Annotated in this window: 15 protein-coding genes; 9 read left to right on the top strand and 6 right to left on the bottom strand. The window is 46.8% G+C overall.

Features of this window, described 5'->3' with window-relative positions; all coding sequences use genetic code 11:
* Nucleotides 1-68: 68 nt before the first annotated feature.
* The 3 genes from DFR44_RS01435 (at nt 69) to DFR44_RS01425 (ending at nt 3,156) form a co-directional block, all read left to right on the top strand.
* On the top strand, nt 69-626 hold the full coding sequence (locus tag DFR44_RS01435) for a LexA family protein (protein ID WP_133618935.1): 558 nt from the start codon (nt 69-71) through the stop codon (nt 624-626).
* Between the two features lie 178 nt (nt 627-804).
* Nucleotides 805-1,632 (top strand): hypothetical protein, encoded by an 828-nt coding sequence (locus DFR44_RS01430; protein WP_133618934.1) that lies wholly within the window; start codon nt 805-807, stop codon nt 1,630-1,632.
* Between the two features lie 273 nt (nt 1,633-1,905).
* Nucleotides 1,906-3,156: a BaiN/RdsA family NAD(P)/FAD-dependent oxidoreductase gene (locus tag DFR44_RS01425; RefSeq protein WP_133618933.1), complete on the top strand. Its 1,251-nt coding sequence runs from the start codon at nt 1,906-1,908 to the stop codon at nt 3,154-3,156.
* Nucleotides 3,157-3,198: 42 nt separating this feature from the next.
* Here the strand turns inward: DFR44_RS01425 and DFR44_RS01420 are convergent, their stop codons facing one another.
* From DFR44_RS01420 to edd, 5 genes are all read right to left on the bottom strand, one after another.
* Complete coding sequence (locus tag DFR44_RS01420; protein WP_133618932.1) at nt 3,199-4,170, bottom strand: SMP-30/gluconolactonase/LRE family protein; 972 nt, start codon at nt 4,168-4,170, stop codon at nt 3,199-3,201.
* Nucleotides 4,167-4,571, bottom strand: a complete 405-nt coding sequence (locus DFR44_RS01415; protein WP_133618931.1) for an ACT domain-containing protein — start codon at nt 4,569-4,571, stop codon at nt 4,167-4,169. Before DFR44_RS01415 ends, DFR44_RS01420 begins: the two co-directional genes overlap by 4 nt.
* A complete protein-coding gene (locus DFR44_RS01410; RefSeq protein WP_211336878.1) occupies nt 4,568-5,080 on the bottom strand; it encodes a DUF6998 domain-containing protein in 513 nt (170 codons plus the stop codon). The genes DFR44_RS01415 and DFR44_RS01410 overlap by 4 nt, the downstream gene beginning before the upstream one ends.
* Before the next feature lie 72 nt (nt 5,081-5,152).
* Nucleotides 5,153-5,785, bottom strand: a complete 633-nt coding sequence (gene eda, locus DFR44_RS01405; RefSeq protein WP_133618930.1) for a bifunctional 4-hydroxy-2-oxoglutarate aldolase/2-dehydro-3-deoxy-phosphogluconate aldolase — start codon at nt 5,783-5,785, stop codon at nt 5,153-5,155.
* 91 nt (nt 5,786-5,876) lie between these two features.
* Complete coding sequence (gene edd, locus DFR44_RS01400; protein WP_133618929.1) at nt 5,877-7,700, bottom strand: phosphogluconate dehydratase; 1,824 nt, start codon at nt 7,698-7,700, stop codon at nt 5,877-5,879.
* A gap of 347 nt (nt 7,701-8,047) precedes the next feature.
* Between edd and zwf the strand changes: the two genes are divergently transcribed.
* From zwf to leuA, 3 genes are all read left to right on the top strand, one after another.
* Nucleotides 8,048-9,493, top strand: a complete 1,446-nt coding sequence (gene zwf, locus DFR44_RS01395) for a glucose-6-phosphate dehydrogenase (protein ID WP_133618928.1) — start codon at nt 8,048-8,050, stop codon at nt 9,491-9,493.
* Nucleotides 9,494-9,723: 230 nt separating this feature from the next.
* The gene (locus DFR44_RS01390; protein WP_133618927.1) at nt 9,724-10,554 is read left to right on the top strand and encodes an SIS domain-containing protein; all 831 of its coding nucleotides are present in this window, start codon (nt 9,724-9,726) and stop codon (nt 10,552-10,554) included.
* Between the two features lie 392 nt (nt 10,555-10,946).
* Entirely contained in the window at nt 10,947-12,677 is a 1,731-nt protein-coding gene (gene leuA / locus DFR44_RS01385) for a 2-isopropylmalate synthase (protein WP_246012013.1), read from the top strand.
* Between the two features lie 76 nt (nt 12,678-12,753).
* On the opposite strand, the gene DFR44_RS01380 is transcribed toward leuA, so the two are convergent.
* On the bottom strand, nt 12,754-13,974 hold the full coding sequence (locus DFR44_RS01380) for an ROK family protein (RefSeq protein WP_133618926.1): 1,221 nt from the start codon (nt 13,972-13,974) through the stop codon (nt 12,754-12,756).
* Nucleotides 13,975-14,174: 200 nt separating this feature from the next.
* Here DFR44_RS01380 and xylB point away from each other — a divergent pair, with 200 nt between their 5' ends.
* From xylB to mglA, 3 genes are all read left to right on the top strand, one after another.
* Complete coding sequence (xylB, locus tag DFR44_RS01375) at nt 14,175-15,626, top strand: xylulokinase (protein WP_133618925.1); 1,452 nt, start codon at nt 14,175-14,177, stop codon at nt 15,624-15,626.
* Between the two features lie 305 nt (nt 15,627-15,931).
* A complete protein-coding gene (gene mglB / locus DFR44_RS01370; RefSeq protein ID WP_133618924.1) occupies nt 15,932-16,996 on the top strand; it encodes a galactose/glucose ABC transporter substrate-binding protein MglB in 1,065 nt (354 codons plus the stop codon).
* Nucleotides 16,997-17,244: 248 nt separating this feature from the next.
* Complete coding sequence (mglA, locus tag DFR44_RS01365) at nt 17,245-18,774, top strand: galactose/methyl galactoside ABC transporter ATP-binding protein MglA (protein WP_133618923.1); 1,530 nt, start codon at nt 17,245-17,247, stop codon at nt 18,772-18,774.
* Nucleotides 18,775-18,785: the final 11 nt, after the last annotated feature.

Raw genomic sequence — 18,785 nt, 5'->3', positions numbered from 1 at the left:
CAATTGTCATTTTGAAACGACTTTGACTATACTCTTGAAAAGCAAAACATATTTCAAAGGTGGTGAAAATGTCCGAGAATAAACATGGCGGCGCACGCAAAGGCGCAGGGCGCAAAAAGGGCGAGGACACAATTGTAAAACGTGTACCCATCAAACTGGTCGACCATATCGACAAAGTGATAGCGACGTATAAAGGCAACTTGCCCGCCGATGTCATGCACGTCATGGCTAAAACACACATGCAAATACCCCTAGCCACTGAGGGCGTGCAAGCGGGCTTCCCGTCGCCAGCCGCGCCTTACCTCGACGATTATATCGACTTGAATGAGTATCTCATCAGCAATGAGGCCGCAACCATACTTGTCCGCGTCAAAGGTCAATCTATGATTAAAATGGGTATCGATGAGGGCGATATTCTCATTGTTGACCGCTCAGTTGAGGCTTTACATAGCGATATTGTGGTCGCTGAACTGGATGGGGAGTTCACTGTTAAGCGTTTGGTGCGCACGGCCACAGGTGTTGAGCTTCACCCTGAAAACGACGACTTTCCGATTCTACGCCCTGGCTATGGCAGCATCATTACCGTAGTGGGTGTGGTGATGAGCGTCATTAAAAAGTTTAAATAAAGCACAAATTTATGTTTGCTCTCATCGATGGCAATTGCTTTGATGCGTCTTGCGACGGTGCTTATTAGCCGAGTTTGCGCAACCAGCCTGTCATTAAAATAACGAGAAAGATTTATTTGAGCATAGTACTGAAGCAGATATTTCAGCTGACTTCTCATATTTTTAACAGGGGTTAAATATGTTTATGCTAAAAATTTGGCTCATTGGTTTGATTGGCTCGATTTTGCTTTTACCCCAAACTGTTATGTCAAAACAACCTGAACCTAGTTATGTAATCGACGTGTTGTCACATTATCATTTTTATGACAAAAATTACGCTAGTAGCAGTCCTCCGAATGAAATTGAGGTGAAGGAGCAATACAGTGAGTTTAGAGAAAAAATTCTGCGTAATATCGGTTTATTCAGTAATTTCTCAGCATATTCGCCATGGTTCGGTGAGTCTGGTGATGAGCCTTGGTCTTGGGGATACAGTGGATGTCTTATCCAGCAAATGACAAAAAAGAATTATTTTCTTGATTCGCCTAGCCTAGAGAAGCTGTATCAAGCATTATCAAGCTATGGAAAAGATTATTGTAAGTTATCCAAGATACCGACTGATTCTAAATCAAATAAGACTGGCCGAATGCTAAGCTTCGTACCTAAAGCATGTAGAATTGAGTATCTTAAAAGTTACAATGGAAGCAAAGATGTTTATGCTTGGGATAAAGTTAAACTGGGACCAGATACAGGGAAAATATTTGTAAGTGCTGTTGGTGAAAAAACTAAAGAAAAATGGTTGAGTCTGCTGAGCTGTTATTCGCGTGAACAATACCCTTCAAACCTGCTTTTGGAACAAGCCATGAGCGATTATCTTAAACTGTTTGAGCACGCAATAATCATAAGAGACAGCACCAATGAAATTGAAGGAATGGACTGCAAGATTAGTTTAGAGCAGCTTAAAAGTTTCAAACAAGTCCCTTTGAAAGGCATGAGTCGACAAGTATGTGAAGCCGTACATCTGCATTAATATTTGCGAAAGTTTATCCTGATGCAGCGCTAAAAAATAAAAGTAACATAAAAAAATTCCCGAACCAAACACTTGGCGACACTGTGGTTTTGAATTTACAACAAGGTGAGACCTCATTTTGCCATCGCTACTTTTTCGCCAAGGCACATGATTGAAGTAGTTTAAATTCTACTTTGACATGGTGCTGAGAATCGGGATTACACTCATCTTCACGTCATATCAGGCTAGGCTTTACTGTAGAATGCTCAGATTATTTTTAATACTTGGTGTCTAATGAAACAATCCATTCACACCATCATCATCGGTGCAGGCGCAGCGGGCATGATGGCTGCGGCGGTTGCTGGGCAGCGTGGGGCTAAAGTTTTGCTGATTGACCATGCGGCTAAAATCGGGGAAAAAATCCGAATCTCTGGCGGGGGGCGCTGTAATTTCACCAATATGGCTTTAGATGGCAGCGATGCTTCGCCGTTTTTTGTGTCACAAAATCCGCGTTTTGTTCGTCCTGCCATGTCTGCATACACGGCACAAGACTTTATGCATATCTTACGAGCGCATCGGGTGCGTTATCACGAGAAGCACAAGGGGCAGTTGTTCTGTGATGATTCTGCGCAGAATATTATTGATGTGCTGCGGGTCGAATGCGATAAAGGGCATGTCCAATGGCGAACCAGTTGTTCGGTGACGGGTGTGCGAATGATAAATGACAGCTTGGGCATGCGCTTTGAGCTGGACACCAGCACGGCGGGTACTTGGCGTTGTGCCAATCTCATTATTGCTACGGGTGGTTTGTCAATTCCCGCGATAGGTGCAAGTGGTTTTGGCTATGCTCTGGCGGAGCAGTTTAAACACACCATCGTGCCTACTGCGCCCGCACTCGTGCCTTTGACTTTTGCTGAGTGGTCAAAAAATGGCTGGGCTGAATTGGCAGGTTTGTCTTTGCCTGTTCGTATCAGTACGGGTGAGGGTAAAAAAATCATGTCTTTTGATGAAGACATTTTGTTCAGTCATAAAGGCTTAACAGGGCCTGCTGTTTTGCAAATTTCCAGTTATTGGCAAGCCAATACGAGCATCGCCCTTAATATACAATCGGATGCTCATCTCGAGCAGCTTTTATGCGATGGTAAACTGGGTGCCAAAATTCAATTGGATACGGCGTTGTCTCAATTATTGCCCAACGTACCTAAACGGCTTTTGAACCACATCTTGACTCGACCTGAATTTGAAAAATATGCTAAACATAAATGGGCCGACGTATCGGATAAAGTTTTGCGACAACTGGCGCAGCATTTTAACCATTGGACATTGATGCCCAGTGGCACAGAAGGTTATAAAAAAGCCGAAGTCACGCGCGGCGGCGTGAGCGTCAAAGAGCTGCACAATGGCACAATGGCATCGAAACTATGCGATGGTTTGTATTTTGTCGGTGAAGTCGTCGATGTCACAGGCTGGTTGGGGGGATATAACTTTCAATGGGCATGGTCGAGTGGTGTTGCAGCAGGACGTGCGGTGAGCGAGCGACTTTAAAAAGGTGGAATGCCACTGAGCAGCACTCCACAGTATTTTTTATCAGCGAAATTGGTATCGTCGTGTCGGTAAGCCTGCAATTTCACTGCGCATGGTTAAAATCAAACCATTACTCGGGTACTCGGCCAGCTCCGCTTCAGGCCGATTACCTGTGGTTGTGATGAGAATGGTTTTAAGGTCTTCGCCACCGAAGCACAGCATTGTTGGGCAACGAGCGGGCAGGGCTATGCGTTCTAAAATATCGCCACTGGGTGAAAATTTCAAAATGTGTCCGCCCTCGAATTGCGCATTCCAATACATCCCCTCGCGGTCCACTGCGGCCCCGTCTGGGCGACCTTGGTAAGCGATACCTGCTTCGCTCGAGGCCTGTTGGTTGGGCGTATGGTAAAACACCGTGCGATTCGATAAGGCGTGAGTGATGGGGGCTTCTGGGTTGACATCGTAACGGTACACCGCATGCGCTTGAGTGTCGGCATGGAACATGTGGCTTCCATCCAATGACATCGCCCAGCCATTCGATGTGGTCACGCCCCAATCGGTGTAGGGCGCATCATTCGCGTGTTCACCCAGCACCGCGTGTAACCTGCCTTTGTCGAGACAAAACAACGATGCGCCCGCATGGGTCTTCGGTGAAAACAACGTGCCTAGCCAGAATCGCCCTTGTGCATCCACACCGCCATCGTTAAAGCGCATGGTGCTCGTATCGTAAGGGGCTTCAATGAAAATCTTCGGTTCAATCAAACCTTGGGGCGCAGCGGTATCAAACAATGCTAATCCTGCTCGTAACGCTAACATTAATTGACCATCTTCAGCGATGCACAAAGCCCCTGGGTCATGTGCCTCGTTTTGGGGGAGTTGCCAGACGGTGTGCGCATGATTCAAATCATGTCGATGTATCAACCGCTTAGGAATGTCAATCCAATACCAACACAATGCGTGGTCATCCCAAACGGGCGACTCGGCTAAACCTGAGCGTGTTTCAGGGGCTTGTCCATAAATTGAAGTAAACGTCATGAAGAGTCCTTTTGCAAATGATAGAGTGCCTCCATCGCCGCATCGGCCAGCGCGTAAGGCACAAAAATATGGTCATGATACACGCCCGCCACCACATTACAACTGATGCCCGCCTTGCCCAAAGCCGCAGCAAAAGCCGCTGTAAGACCGACTGCCTGTAAATCAGAATGGACGGTAAGTGAAATCCATGCGCAACGAAACACAATGGGCAACTCTAAGCGCATCGCCTCTGCCTCGCTCACAATCAAAGTCAGACCTTCGACTTCACGAAATACGCCGACAAAATTAATCGTCCGAAGGTCAAAATCATGAGGTGCGGCGCAATACGCGTATACGTCATCATGGAGTGTCGGGGACATGCTGCGCAGCAGGGTGGGGAGGTTTGAGATGGGTTGTGTCATGCTGATTGATGTTCTTTTTGCAGTGATGCTGATATGTCTTTTATTCTCGAGTCTCTCAATAAAGTCCCTTTTAAGTGTAGGATGTGTGAATTGGTATGTTTATTATGTTTGGCATATTCTTGAATAATGTGATGTGGAATGGCATAGGCCTCTAACAATTCAAAATCCTCATCAAAGATTAAAGCATAGAGTTCATCAAAGTCATTTGCACCTAGGTTTCGAATGGCACTGAGTTGCCGAGAGGGGCTCTCAGATGTGATGCGTCGTGCTTTGATTTGAATTTTGCGTTGATGGCCATTTGTATCGAACTCAAATGCGTCAAACCCAGATGTGGAATTGTTAACTAGAGTTAACTTAAACGTATGCGCAACCAACCATTCGGCATAATCACCGATGGGGTTGTTTTTTGTTCGCACAATGTTTCGCTTACGTAGCTCTTGAATAGCCTGTGTTTGTAGTTTGAGCAGTTCAAGTGTAGATAGCTGATCTAAATGTATGTCGTTTCTCATAGCCAAGATAGTTTGTGCATGTAGACGAGAAGCATAAGTGGAAAGATTGATTTCTGCCTATGTTTTTTTGGCTTAGTTTTGGCTAGCCGCCTCATACGCCTCACGCGCGAGTTTCTCAATTCCCGCGAAGTCTCCCGCTTCGAGCAACGCGGGCGGCACAATCCATGTGCCACCGAGTGCAGCGACGTTGGGTTGTGCAACGTATTCCGCGACTTTTTCGAGACGCACGCCGCCAGTGGGCATGAATTTGATGTGTGGCAATGGCGCGGCGAGTGATTTGAGCATGTTTAAGCCGCCGACCACTTCGGCGGGGAATAGTTTCACCACTTCAAAACCCGCATCCGCCAAAGTCATGGCTTCGGACGGCGTGGCGCAGCCAGGGATAAAGTTCCAACCTGAAGCGAGAATGGCATCGCGCAAGGCAGGGCTGGTGCCGGGCGAAACACCAAAGTTCGCCCCTGCGTCTCGCGCTTGTTGCAAGTGCTGCGCGTTGAGCACCGTGCCTGCACCAGTGACGAGGTCTGGGCGTGCCTTAACCATCGCGCTGATGACGTCAAGCGCCGCAGGCGTGCGCATGGTCACTTCAACCACGGTTAAGCCGCCGTTGGCGAGTGCGTTGGCGAGTGGTACTGCGTGGGCGAGGTCTTTAACGACGACGACGGGAACGATTTTGCATTGGGCGAGTCCGGCTTTGAGTTGTTGCATGATGTCTCCTTTGTGATGTAGGGTGGGCATTGCCCACCGATAATATTGTTTGGTGCTTTCATGAGTGGTGGGTAGTGCCCACCCTACGAGTTTAAATGTCGCTATCTTTTATTAACCACGTCGCGCCCAATTCCGCACGTCCCACATTGTCGCGGGCGACAGCGAACATATCCAACCAGTTTTCACTTTCAACGTGTGGTCGCGTGGCATTGGGGCGGGCGGCGAGGGTGGCGGCATCCACTTCTAAATTGACTACGCCTGTAACTGCATCAAGCGTAATCATATCGCCGTCCATGACTTTGGCAATCAAGCCACCGTCCAAAGCTTCGGGTGAGAGGTGAATGGCGGATGGGACTTTGCCTGATGCGCCCGACATGCGGCCATCGGTGATGAGGGCGACTTTTTGCCCGCGGTCTTGTAGTACACCAAGTGGCGGTGTGAGTTTGTGTAATTCGGGCATGCCGAGGGCTTTGGGCCCTTGAAAACGCACAACGGCAACAAAATCTTGGTTGTCCAATTCGCCATTTTTAAACGCCTCTTGCATGGCGGCTTGGCTTTCAAATACTTTGGCGGGGGCGTGAATGATTCGGTGTTCGGCTTTAACCGCAGAGGTTTTTATCACGCCACGACCGAGGTTGCCTTGTAGTAATTTTAAGCCTCCGTCAGGAGCGAAAGGGTTGCCGATGGGACGGATAATGTTTTCGTCGAGGCTCTTGTCTGTGCCCGCGCGCCAAGCGAGTGTGCCGTTGGCTAAATAAGGCTCTTGTGTATAGGCCGCCATGCCGTGACCGACCACGGTGTTGACGTCGTCATGCAGTAAGCCTTGTTGGCGCAGTTGGTCGATGACGTAGCCTAAGCCGCCAGCGGCATGAAATTGATTGACATCGGCTGAACCATTTGGATATACCCGTGCGAGCAATGGAATCACTTGGCCGAGTTCGTCCATGTCTTCCCAGCGCAGTTCGATGCCTGCGGCGCGGGCGATGGCAACGATGTGTAAGGTGTGGTTGGTTGAGCCGCCTGTGGCGAGCAGACCAATCACACCATTGATGATGGATTTTTCATTGAGCAACTGCGCCATGCTGTACTCGGGTTTGCCGCTGATGGCGAGCGCTTGCGCGACGGCGGCATCGTCCAAGGCGGCGCGTAAAGGTGTGTTTGGGTTGATAAATGCACTGCCTGGCAACATCAAGCCCATAAATTCAAGCATCATCTGGTTGGAGTTGGCCGTGCCATAAAACGTGCAGGTGCCTTCAGAATGATAGGCTTTCAACTCGGACTCAAGTAACTCCTCGCGGGTTGCGTCGCCTGTGGCATAACGTTGGCGCACTTTGGCTTTGGCATCATTGGCAATGCCCGTGGTCATTGGTCCTGCGGGTACAAAAATCGCAGGTAAATGCCCAAATGCAGCAGCACCCATGAGTAAACCAGGCACAATTTTGTCACATACACCGAGCATTAAGGCAGCATCAAATACCTGATGTGACAGACCTATTGCTGTGGCTTGGGCAATCACGTCGCGTGAAAATAAAGACAGCTCCATGCCCGCATAGCCTTGAGTGATGCCGTCGCACATCGCGGGTACGCCACCTGCGACTTGCGCGGTTGCACCGAGGGCGCGAGCCTTGGTTTTGATGCGGTCAGGGTATTGGGCGTAAGGCTGATGCGCCGATAGCATGTCGTTGTACGCGGTGATGATGCCAATATTGGGTTGGCGTTCAACGCGCAAGCGCAACTGGTCTTTGCCCGCCGCCGCGTAGGCATGTGCAAGGTTGGCACAACCCATCTGCTCGCGAGAGGGTTTGAGCTGGCCGCTGGTGGCGATGCGAGAGAGGTAACGTGCGCGGCTGTCTTTCGAGCGTTCAGCAAGTCGCGTGGTGATGCGGGCGATGGCGGGATGTAGTGGTTGGGTCATGTCGTCCTCTCCTCTTGGGAATGCTATATGGCACTATCTCGGATAGTGTATGTCATGTATTGAGTCTTAATCGCGGTGTTTGCTGGCTTGTTGATTATGAGCGATTGAGCGATATTATCAATACATTTAAAAAAATGTTGTCCTTTTTTCGTTAAAAGGGCGTGAGTGAGTGAATTCAAATCGTTATATGATGCGTGTTAATGCATCTGCTGCTAACGGTGAAGATGATTGTAGTAAAACTAAAAAAAATTGTCAAAATATATTTACTTTTCCTACATTTTGCGGCATATTTCTGTTCACGAGACATTTATAGCGCGTTAATAAAAGGAAATTAGAAAGGGTTTTTTATGAATACTCCCGCATTTTCATTGGTTTTGTTTGGTGGAACAGGTGACTTGACGATGCGCAAACTGTTGCCAGCGTTGTATCAAAGTTACGTGGATGGTGGTTTTAAACCCAGCAGCCGTGTGATTTGTGTCGCGCGCAGTGAGTTTTCGGATGACTCCTATCGCGCATGGATGAACGACAATGTAAAAGGGTACGTTAAAGAACGCTTAGATGACGCGCAGTGGGCGGCTTTTTTGACGCGCATTCATTATCTGAAGCTAGATGCCAATAACTTAGATAGTTTCATCCCACTAAAAACCAAACTGGACGAAAACAACGATGAGCGCGTGTATTACCTTGCCACTGCGCCTTCGATTTTTGAGCCGATTTGTCAAGGTTTGGCTCATCATGGCTTGAATCAAAACGCGCGCATCGTGGTTGAAAAGCCGCTTGGGCATGATTTGCAGTCTTGCCAAGAAATCAATGATGTGATTGGTCGTGCGTTCGAAGAAAATCAAATCTACCGTATTGACCATTATTTAGGCAAAGAGTCGGTACAAAACTTGATGGCTTTGCGTTTTGGCAACAGTTTTTTTGAACCGATTTGGCGGCGTGAGCGAATTGCAAATGTGCAAATTACCATTTCTGAAGAATTGGGCATCGAAAAACGTGGCGATTTTTATGATGAAACAGGTGCCATTCGCGACATGGTACAAAATCATTTATTGCAATTGTTGTGTATTGTGGCGATGGAGCCACCTGCATCTATGGATGCAAACGCGATTCGTGATGCCAAGCTCGCTGTGTTGCGTTCGCTTAAGCCAATGACGCCAGATGAGGTGTTGCACAATGTGGTGCGCGGTCAGTACACCACAGGCACAGTTGGTGGTAAAGAAGTTCCAGCGTATGTAGGAGAAGAGGGTATTAAAAAAGGCAGCACGACGGAAACGTACGTGGCATTAAAAGCCGAAATAAATAGTTGGCGCTTTGCTGGGGTGCCTTTTTACTTGCGTACAGGCAAACGCATGCCAAAACGCATGGCGGAAATCGTCGTGCAATTTAAGCCTGTACCTTATGAGTTGTTAGGTGGTGTGCCTGCTGGCTCCAACCGCTTGGTGATTCAGTTGCAACCTGAGGAGTCTTTAAGAATGTATTTCTTATCAAAACGCCCAGGAAATCAAATGCGTTTAGCCCCCGTTCATTTGGATATGGATTCCGAGGACTTTTTCTCAGAGCGTCGCATGGACGGTTATGAGCGTTTGTTACTGGATGCGATTAATGGTCAGCTTGGTTTGTTTGTGCGCCGCGATGAGCAAGAGCAGGCGTGGCGTTGGGTTGAGCCGATTATCAATGCGTGGCAGGATTTGAATGTGATTCCAAAAACTTATATGGCAGGTACTTGGGGGCCGCCCGCTGCCAATGCTTTAGTTGCCCGTGACGGTTTTAACTGGCATGAAGAGCTTTAAGTTTAAAATTGGATTAAAAAACCTGTGTTTTTGCACAGGTTTTTTATAAATAAAATTAAAAATATATTATTTTCATTGGATTCACTTTTTTTAAGTCAGGCGATACAATATGTTCGCACCAAAAAACTGAATTAAACACAATTAGAATAAACTTCTGATTGTTTTCATTAGCAGTGGCAGCATGGGCAGTATGCGCAGTGATTACACAACAAAAAAAGAGAGATAACGGTATGACACGTGTACAAAAACATCCTGAAATAGGCGTTGTGACTAACGCGGGCGCCATGTTGATGCGCATTCAAAGTGCACGTTTGCACTTAAGCCGCTCCGAAGCACAAGTGGCCGAGTTGGTTTTAAAAGACCCGCGCCTGTTTGTCAGTAGCCCAATCACTGAAATAGCTAAAGCGGCTCAAGTCAGCCAGCCGACCGTGATTCGATTTTGTCGCAGTTTGGGCTGTGAGGGTTTGCATGATTTTAAGTTGAAGCTTTCAGGTACATTAAATGCGGATTCAACCATCAGCTTTACACAGGTTGAACAAGACGACAGCATCGGCAGCATCAGTGAAAAGGTGTTGGGTAATACCGCCAATGCCTTACTCAGCTTGCGTGAAGAAATCAATCCGAGCTCGCTTGAAAAAGCCATTGACATACTAAAAACTGCACGCCGAGTCGATGTGTTTGCTTTAGGTAGCTCATCCTCTGTCGCGGATGATGCCCAATATAAGCTGATTCGTGCAGGTATCAACGCATCGGCGCGAACCGATGCTTACATGATGAGTCTATGCGCAGCTCGCTTAGGGCGGGAAGATGTGGCGATGTTTATATCGAGATCAGGGCAAACCCCCGAGTTGATTGAGGCAGCGAATCTCGCTAAAGCAGAAGGGGCAACAATTTTATCGCTTGCTCCTGCTAAAACCCCTTTGGCGCGTAAGTCGGATGCAGTCATCGTCATTAACACGGATGAGGAGCGGCAAACCAAGCCCGCCATGCTGACACGAATTTTGCAGTTGGCGTTGATTGATGTGTTGTCAGTTGGCTTGACTATGGGGCGCCCAGTTTAAAGTTTAAAGCACCCATTTTTTAAACATGTACGTTCAAACTGTCATCGAAGCGTGATTTTTAAACGAAAACGAGCAGATGAACATAAAAGCTTGAAATTTATGAAGTTCTGATTTATAGTGAAGCCCATGATAACGGTGATGAACACATTCGCTTTACTACTTTCGCTGGCTGCTTTATTACTAAGCAGCCAGCCGTTGTTTGCGCTCGTGAAACCCACTGTGTAAGTTTTACCGTTTAGCATCAAACCTCGGCTTAATTCAGCAAATGCTGTGCCGAGGTTTTTTGTTTTATGCATTTGTTTTGGTTCAAGAGCAACAAGACCTGTTGTTTTTGATTGATAACTGTTTTGCGAGGACACCCCTAGCAAGCACTGTAAATCTAAGGATTTTCGATGAATACCACCTTCAAAACAATGGACCCATCCAAAAAATACCGTCCATATCCACAAATTGATTTGCCCAATCGTCAATGGCCCGATAATGTGCTCGTCAAGCCGCCGATTTGGTTGAGTACCGATTTACGCGATGGTAATCAGTCTCTGATTGACCCGATGGATATTGATAAAAAACTCAAAATGTTTGATTTGTTGGTGCAGTTGGGTTACAAAGAAATTGAAGTTGGTTTTCCATCGGCGTCACAAATCGAGTTTGATTTTGTGCGCAGACTTATCGAAGAAAACCGTATTCCAGAGGACGTGAGCATCCAAGCATTGACGCAAGCTCGCACGGATTTAATTAATCGTACGGTTGAATCGTTGGTGGGTGCTAAAAACGCCATCGTGCATGTTTACAATGCAACGAGCCCTTTGTTTCGAGAAGTGGTGTATAACAAAAGCAAAGCTGAAACAATCGAAATTGCAGTCAATGGCATTAAAGACATTAAAGCAGCATTGGCGGCATTGCCAGCGGATGTGCGAGCACAGACAAACTGGCGTTTAGAGTACTCACCCGAGACTTTCAGCATGACTGAGCTTGATTTTGCTAAAGAAATTTGTGAAGCCGTCATGCAAGAGTGGGGAGCGACGCCTGAGAATCAAGTGATTTTGAACTTGCCCACCACGATTGAGGTGGCCACGCCGAATGTCTTTGCAGATCAGGTCGAATGGATGCATCGGCATTTGGACAACCGTGAGTCAGCGATTATCAGTGTGCATCCACACAATGACCGTGGCACGGGAACGGCTTGTGCAGAGTTGGCCATTTTGGCGGGCGCGGATCGAGTGGAAGGTTGTTTGTTTGGCAATGGCGAGCGCACAGGCAATGTGTGTTTGGTTAATTTGGCGGTGAATTTGTGGTCTCAAGGCATTCATCCAGGGGTGGATTATTCCAATATTAATGAGGTGATTCGCATCGCCGAAGAATGCACGCAGTTGCCTGTTGGTGCGCGTCATCCTTGGGCGGGCGAATTGGTCTTCACTGCTTTTTCAGGTTCGCATCAGGACGCCATCAAAAAAGGTTTAACGCGCCAAAAAGACCGTGAACAATCTGCCAATGGTGAGACCATCATGTGGGAAGTGCCGTATTTGCCGATTGATCCAGCTGATTTGGGTCGCAGTTATGAAGCTGTCATTCGTGTTAATGCGCAATCAGGCAAGGGCGGGATGGCTTATTTACTTGAGCGTGATTATGGGTTGACGCTGCCCCGTATTTTGCAGGTCGATGTGGCACGCGCTGTACAGGTGTTGGCTGATGAAACGGGTAAAGAGTTAAATAGTGAGCAGATTCATCAAGTGTTTGTGGATGAGTTCGTCGAGCGCGCTACGCCCATCCAATACATTGACCACACCATCTCGCATCACACGGGTGTTGAAACTTTACGGGCACAGATTGAAATTAAGGGTGAAAGCACTGTGATTGAGGGGACGGGCAATGGGCCTTTGTCTGCGTTTGTACATGCTTTGAACCAAAAATTGGGCACTAAGTTTTCTGTCGCGCATTATTCTGAACATGATATTCACAGTGACCAAACGGGTGAGGATGCTCAGGCAGCGTGCTATGTTCAGGTTGCGCATGCTGATTTTGCGCCCGCGTATGGCGTGGGGATTCATGAAAATATTGTCACTGCGTCGCTATTGGCGGTGGTATCGGCTATGAATCGCAGTGGTGTGCTGATAGACCGTTAAACTCGTTGATAGTTGATAGTTGGTTGATAGGTCGCTAAGAGCGTCAAAAAAAGAAAAGCTGAATGCTTTTCTTTTTTTATCTCATTAAACCTTTGTGACTTAAGTGCGTTGGCGTGCCAATTGGTTCTAATAATTGATTGAGGACAGCGGCGGCCGCACCGAGGGCGGCCGCGTTGATGCCAAATTCACACAATTGCACATTCGGCAAGCCAAGATTGCGCCCCGTGTGTTGTTTGAGACTTTCAATCGCGGGATGGATGAGTTGATTACCAAATTGACTCATGGGGCCGCCAATGACAATCGTTTTCGGATTTAAAATATTGGCGATATTGCGCATGACGATGCCCAAAAAAAATGCCACTTGCTCTAAGCCTTGCTGAACTTTTTCATCGCCTTGGGCGAGTCGTTGCTGCAAATTGTCTATTGACAGTATTTGATTATCATCTGTGGCTGCATGGCTAAGGGCGCGTTGAGAGACCAATGTTTCAACGCAGCCAAATTGACCGCAGGCGCATTGTCGGCCTCCGATGGGTTGTAAGGTTGAATGCCCAATTTCCCCCGCGCAGCCGTCGTGACCTTTGTATAGTCCCTTATCGGTGATGATGCCTGCGCCAAAACCGACGCCGATGGTGAAGTAAATCAGTGCATGCCGTCGATACTGGCTGTGCCCGAAAACGAATTCAGATAATGCGGCTGCATTCGCATCATTGATGATGCTGACAGGGATGGGCGGTCGATTTTTATCATGCAAGTGTTGTTCAATTGATGCTGTTAAATTCAAATCGTGCCAATTGAGATTGGGCAATGTAATGATTTTTTCATCGGTCGCATTGACGAGCCCTGGCACGGCGACCCCTAAGCCCAATACGTGATGCCCAGTGTCGTCCATGATGCCCCAAGCCTCATCAAGTAGGCTTGTTAATTGATTGAGCGTGTCGCTTGTGTCGATGTGCACATAAGGGACTGTCCTGTTAAACAGAATTTCTCCAGTGATGGTACAGGCCAACACCGTCAAAAAATCAACGCCAATTTCAGCCCCAATGAGCGCTAGGACTTTATTCTTGAGTTTTAATCCTGTTGGACGGCGGCCTGCACCATCAAGCGGTGTTGGCGTATTTTCTTCCTCCAGCCAGTGTTCATCAAGTAAGTCTTGTACCAGTTTGCCAATGGTTGATTTGTTTAACCCTGTTTGCTTGGCAATGCTTGCGCGCGATAAACCTGGTTGGGTTTTAACCAAGTTAATGACGGCAAGTCGATTGATGTGTTTTAAATCGCTGTGGTTGCTGGTGAAGGCCATGATATTTGTCTCTTTTTTTGTATTTGTTTTTGATTCTAAACCAATTAATTGTCAATATAAACTATTTATTATCAATTGATTATTTTTAGACATGAAGCGATGAGCGGTTATTTAAAGCCTTGAATGCCCTATAATTTAGGAGTGCATTGAGGCTGCATCCATCATAAAATTAAATCATTAAATGAATCGAGGGGCTTGTCATGTTTATAGGTATTGATTTTGGGACGTCAGAAGTAAAAACGTTATTAATGAATGAAAATGGGCAGATTGAGGCCAGTTGTGGTGTGCCGTTGAGCGTGTCGAGGCCTCAGCCCATGTGGTCTGAACAAAATCCAGCTGATTGGTGGCAGGCCATGCGAGCGTCTTTAGCCAAATTATCAGAACAGTCACCTATCGCGTATAAACAGGCACGTGCCATTGGATTATCTGGGCAAATGCACGGTGCGGTGTTGTTAGATAAACACGGGCAAGTGCTGCGCCCAGCGATTTTATGGAACGATGTGCGCAGCTTCGACGAATGCGAAGAACTGGCGCGTTCAATTCCTAATTTTTTGGACATAACTGGCAATCTAGCGATGCCAGGTTTCACCGCGCCCAAGATATTATGGCTCAAAAAACATGAACCCGAACTGTATGCCCGTATTGATAAAGTACTCCTGCCTAAAGATTATATTCGTTACTGCATGACGGGTGAGGCCGTGAGTGACATGTCTGATGCGGCAGGTACTTTATGGCTTGATGTCGCGAAAAGAGATTGGTCCGATGAGTTATTGGGGGCGTGTGGCTTGACGCGGGCAAATATGCCTCGGTTGGTTGAAGGCAATCAACCCTCGGCGCAGCTTAGTCCCGCCGTCGCTTCGGAGTTGGGCTTGTCGGCGCGCATCATTGTCGCAGGGGGCGGGGGAGATAATGCCACCAGTGCCGTTGGTATCGGAGCGGTTAATGATGGCGATGGCTTTATCTCACTAGGCACATCGGGCGTGATGTTTGTTGTCAATGAGCGTTACTCACCGAATCCTAATGATGCGGTGCATGCTTTTTGTCACGCCTTACCGAACCGTTGGCATCAAATGACAGTCATGCTGTCCGCCGCGAGTGCGTTGAGGTGGTTTTGTAAAACAGTGAATTTACATGAAACCGAGTTGCTGTCGGATATTGAACACACTGTAGATTTAAGTGCTGCGCCGATATTTTTGCCTTATTTATCGGGTGAGCGCACGCCGCATAACGACCCACACGCGCAGGGTGTGTTTTTTGGTTTGAGCCATGATTGTACACAGGCACATATGGGTTACGCTGTGCTTGAAGGCGTGGCTTTTGGTTTGCTCGATGGCTTAAATGCTTTACGTGCAGCGGGTACGACCGTTAGCGAATTGTCTTTGGTTGGGGGTGGTGCACGCAGCGCGTATTGGGCGCAATTGCTTGCAGATGTCCTGCAAGTGACGATTCATACGCATGTTGGAGGCGAAGCGGGAGGAGCTTTAGGGGCTGCACGTTTGGGGGCGATGGCTGCTGGGTGTTCAGAGGCGCAGATGTGTCAAAAACCTCCGATTGCCAATACCTATAAACACCGCTCTCGCTCAGACGGGTTATTGGCGCGTTATGATAAGTATAAAAAGATATACCAAGCACTTTATCCGCTGTTTAAATAGATGAACAAAAGCGTAAAAAATTTGTATTTTTCAGCAATTAAATGTTGACAAGATGAATGAAGCTGTTGCTTAATACGCCATCGTTAGCCGCTTGTGTGGCTGTTTTACAAGCTTGCCTGCGACAACGAGACTCAATACAAAATCATTCTCACACATTGTGGAATGATTTTGTTGCATAAAAAAACAGTTGTACCCATAATGATTGAGGCTTTACTGTTCTGCCTATCAGCTGCTGTGCAACTGGTGGCATGCGTCAAAGGATGGTGTTGTCTGTTTTATTTTTGATTGTAACAATGGAGACTATGATGAAAAAAATGTTAGCAATGGGTTTGGCAGTGGCAAGTGCAGTGACTTTGATGGCATGTCAAAAAACACCAGAGAAAAAAGCAGATGCAGCACCTGCAGCAGGTGCGCCCGCTGCAGCTGGAATGCCTTTGGTGGGCGTGACCATCTATAAATACGATGATAACTTCATGTCGTTCGTGCGTCGTGCGATTGAAGGTGCTGCTGGCGGCAAAGCAGAATTATCAATGCAAGACTCTCAAAATGATCAAGGCAAACAAAACGGTCAAGTGGACGCTTTGATTGCTAAAGGTGCAAAAGTATTGGCGATTAATTTGGTTGACCCACAAGCGGCAGCAACCATTGTGAGCAAAGCATCAGCAGCAAAAATTCCTGTGGTTTTCTTTAATAAAGAACCAATGGCTGATGTGTTGAAGTCTTGTGAAAAATGTTGGTATGTTGGTACGACTTCGTCTGAGTCAGGCATTATGCAAGGTAAATTGATTGCCGAGTCTTGGAAAGCTCACCCAGAGTGGGATAAAAATAAAGACGGTAAAATTCAATTTGTACTGTTAAAAGGTGAGCCAGGCCACCCAGATGCTGAAGCGCGTACAAAATTTGTCATTGATGAGCTGAACAAAGAAGGCGTTCAAACAGAGCAGCTCGAATTGCAAACAGGCATGTGGGATACGGCTAAAGCAAATAACTTGATGGATGCTTGGTTGGCTAAACATGGCGATAAAATTGAATACGTGATTGCCAACAATGATGGTATGGCTTTGGGCGCAATCAATGCATTGCAAGGCAAAGGCTACTTTAAAGATCCTAAGAAATTCATGCCCGTGGTTGGCGTGGATGCCATTCCAGATGCTTTGGCAAAAATCAAAGAAGGCGTGATGGTCGGTTCTGTACTGAACGATGCAAAAAATCAAGGTTTGGCGACATTCCAATTGGCTTTGAATGCAGCCAACGGCAAAGACCCATTGGATGGCACGACTTGGAAATTTGATGATAAAAAATCAGTTCGTGTGCCTTATGTTTTGATTAATAAAGACAATTTGAAAGTAGCAGAAGACGCTTACAATTAGTTTGTGTCAAGAATTAGAGGATGCAGTCAATGCATCCTCTTTTTCGTCATCCGTACAGCATGGCAGCATGGCTCGTTTAAAGCTTAGTTAAAGATGAGTTTGAGATGCTTGGTTGTCAATGATAGCCGATTGATGAGCGTGAGTACTTGAGGCTCCCTGTTTTTGTACGGATTCTGTTGTCACTAATCTGCGTGTGTTGTTTTTATAAAAAAATAAACAAAGATAGAGCGTGGAATGAGGAGTGTCTGATGAGCCAAAACAGCAGCCAGCATGCTGGCGATAAAAAAGCGCAGTTGCTTGAAATGCGCAATATTTCAAAATCCTTTCCTGGCGTTAAAGCCCTTGATAAAGTCAGCTTGACCGTGCGTGCTGGTACGGTGCATGCGCTGATGGGCGAAAATGGTGCAGGAAAATCCACACTCATGAAAAGCCTGTTCGGGATGTATCATCCAGACGAAGGCGAAATTTTTTTAGAGGGTCAACCCATCAAGTTCATCTCAGCCAAACAAGCGCTTGAGCAAGGCGTGGCAATGGTGCATCAAGAGTTGAACCAAGTGCGCCAAGCCAGTATTTTGGACAATATTTGGCTGGGACGTTTTCCAAAAAAAGGGCTTTTTACAGACGAAGTGAAAGCCTATAACGACACCAAGACAATTTTTGAGTCGTTAGACATCAATATCGACCCGAGAACCAAAGTCGAAAAACTATCGGTGTCGGAAATGCAAATGGTCGAAATCGCTAAAGCGGTGTCGTTCAACTCAAAAGTTTTAGTGATGGATGAGCCCACTTCGTCCCTTACTGAAAAAGAAGTTAATCATCTGTTTAAAATTATTGATACGCTCAAAGCCCGTGGCGTAGGCGTGATTTATATCTCTCACAAAATGGAAGAGATTTTAAAAATCTCTGACGATGTGACGATTATGCGCGATGGCAAATGGGTGGCCACTGAGCCTGCCAAAGCGTTGACGATGGACCGTATCATTAATTTGATGGTGGGGCGTGATTTAACGGATAGATACCCGCCTAAAAATAACAATATTGGTGAAACCATTTTGGAGGTTAAGGGTTTAACGGCGGTGAATCAACCATCGATTAACGATGTGAGTTTCAATTTGCATAAAGGTGAGATTCTGGGTATCGCAGGTCTAGTGGGTTCAAAACGCACAGAGATTGTGGAAACCTTGTTTGGCCTACGTCCTTATGCGGCGGGTGAAATTAAAGTGCATGGCAAGGTGGTTGCCAACCGCAACACACAAGAAGCAATTGCCAATGGACTGGCGTTAGTGACAGAAGAACGTCGTCAAACTGGTATTTTTGGGATTTTGGACATTGCATTTAACGCCACCATTGCCAACCTCAATTCATACATTGGCAAGTTTGGCTTGCTCAATGATTCACAGCGCGGTAAAGATACCAAATGGGTCATTGATTCCATGAGCGTAAAAACACCCACGCAAAAAACCGCGATTGGTTCGCTTTCTGGTGGTAATCAGCAGAAGGTTATTTTGGGCCGCTGGTTATTGACCGAGCCTGAAGTGTTGATGCTTGACGAGCCGACGCGTGGGATTGATGTTGGTGCTAAATATGAAATTTATCAGTTGATGAATGATTTGGCCAGTAAGGGTAAAGGCATTATTATGATTTCATCAGAAATGCCTGAATTAATTGGTACAACCGACCGCATTCTTGTCATGAGCAATGGTCGTGTGGCGGGTATTGTTGAAACAGCAAAAACCAACCAAGAAGAAATCATGGCTTTATCCGCCAAATATTTATAACTCAGGAGAAT

Origin of the sequence: Hydromonas duriensis, assembly GCF_004363775.1 — a bacterium.
Lineage (GTDB): Bacteria > Pseudomonadota > Gammaproteobacteria > Burkholderiales > Burkholderiaceae > Hydromonas > Hydromonas duriensis.
The sequence above is the reverse complement of the archived record's forward strand: the minus strand, read 5'-3'. Positions and strand labels throughout refer to the sequence as shown.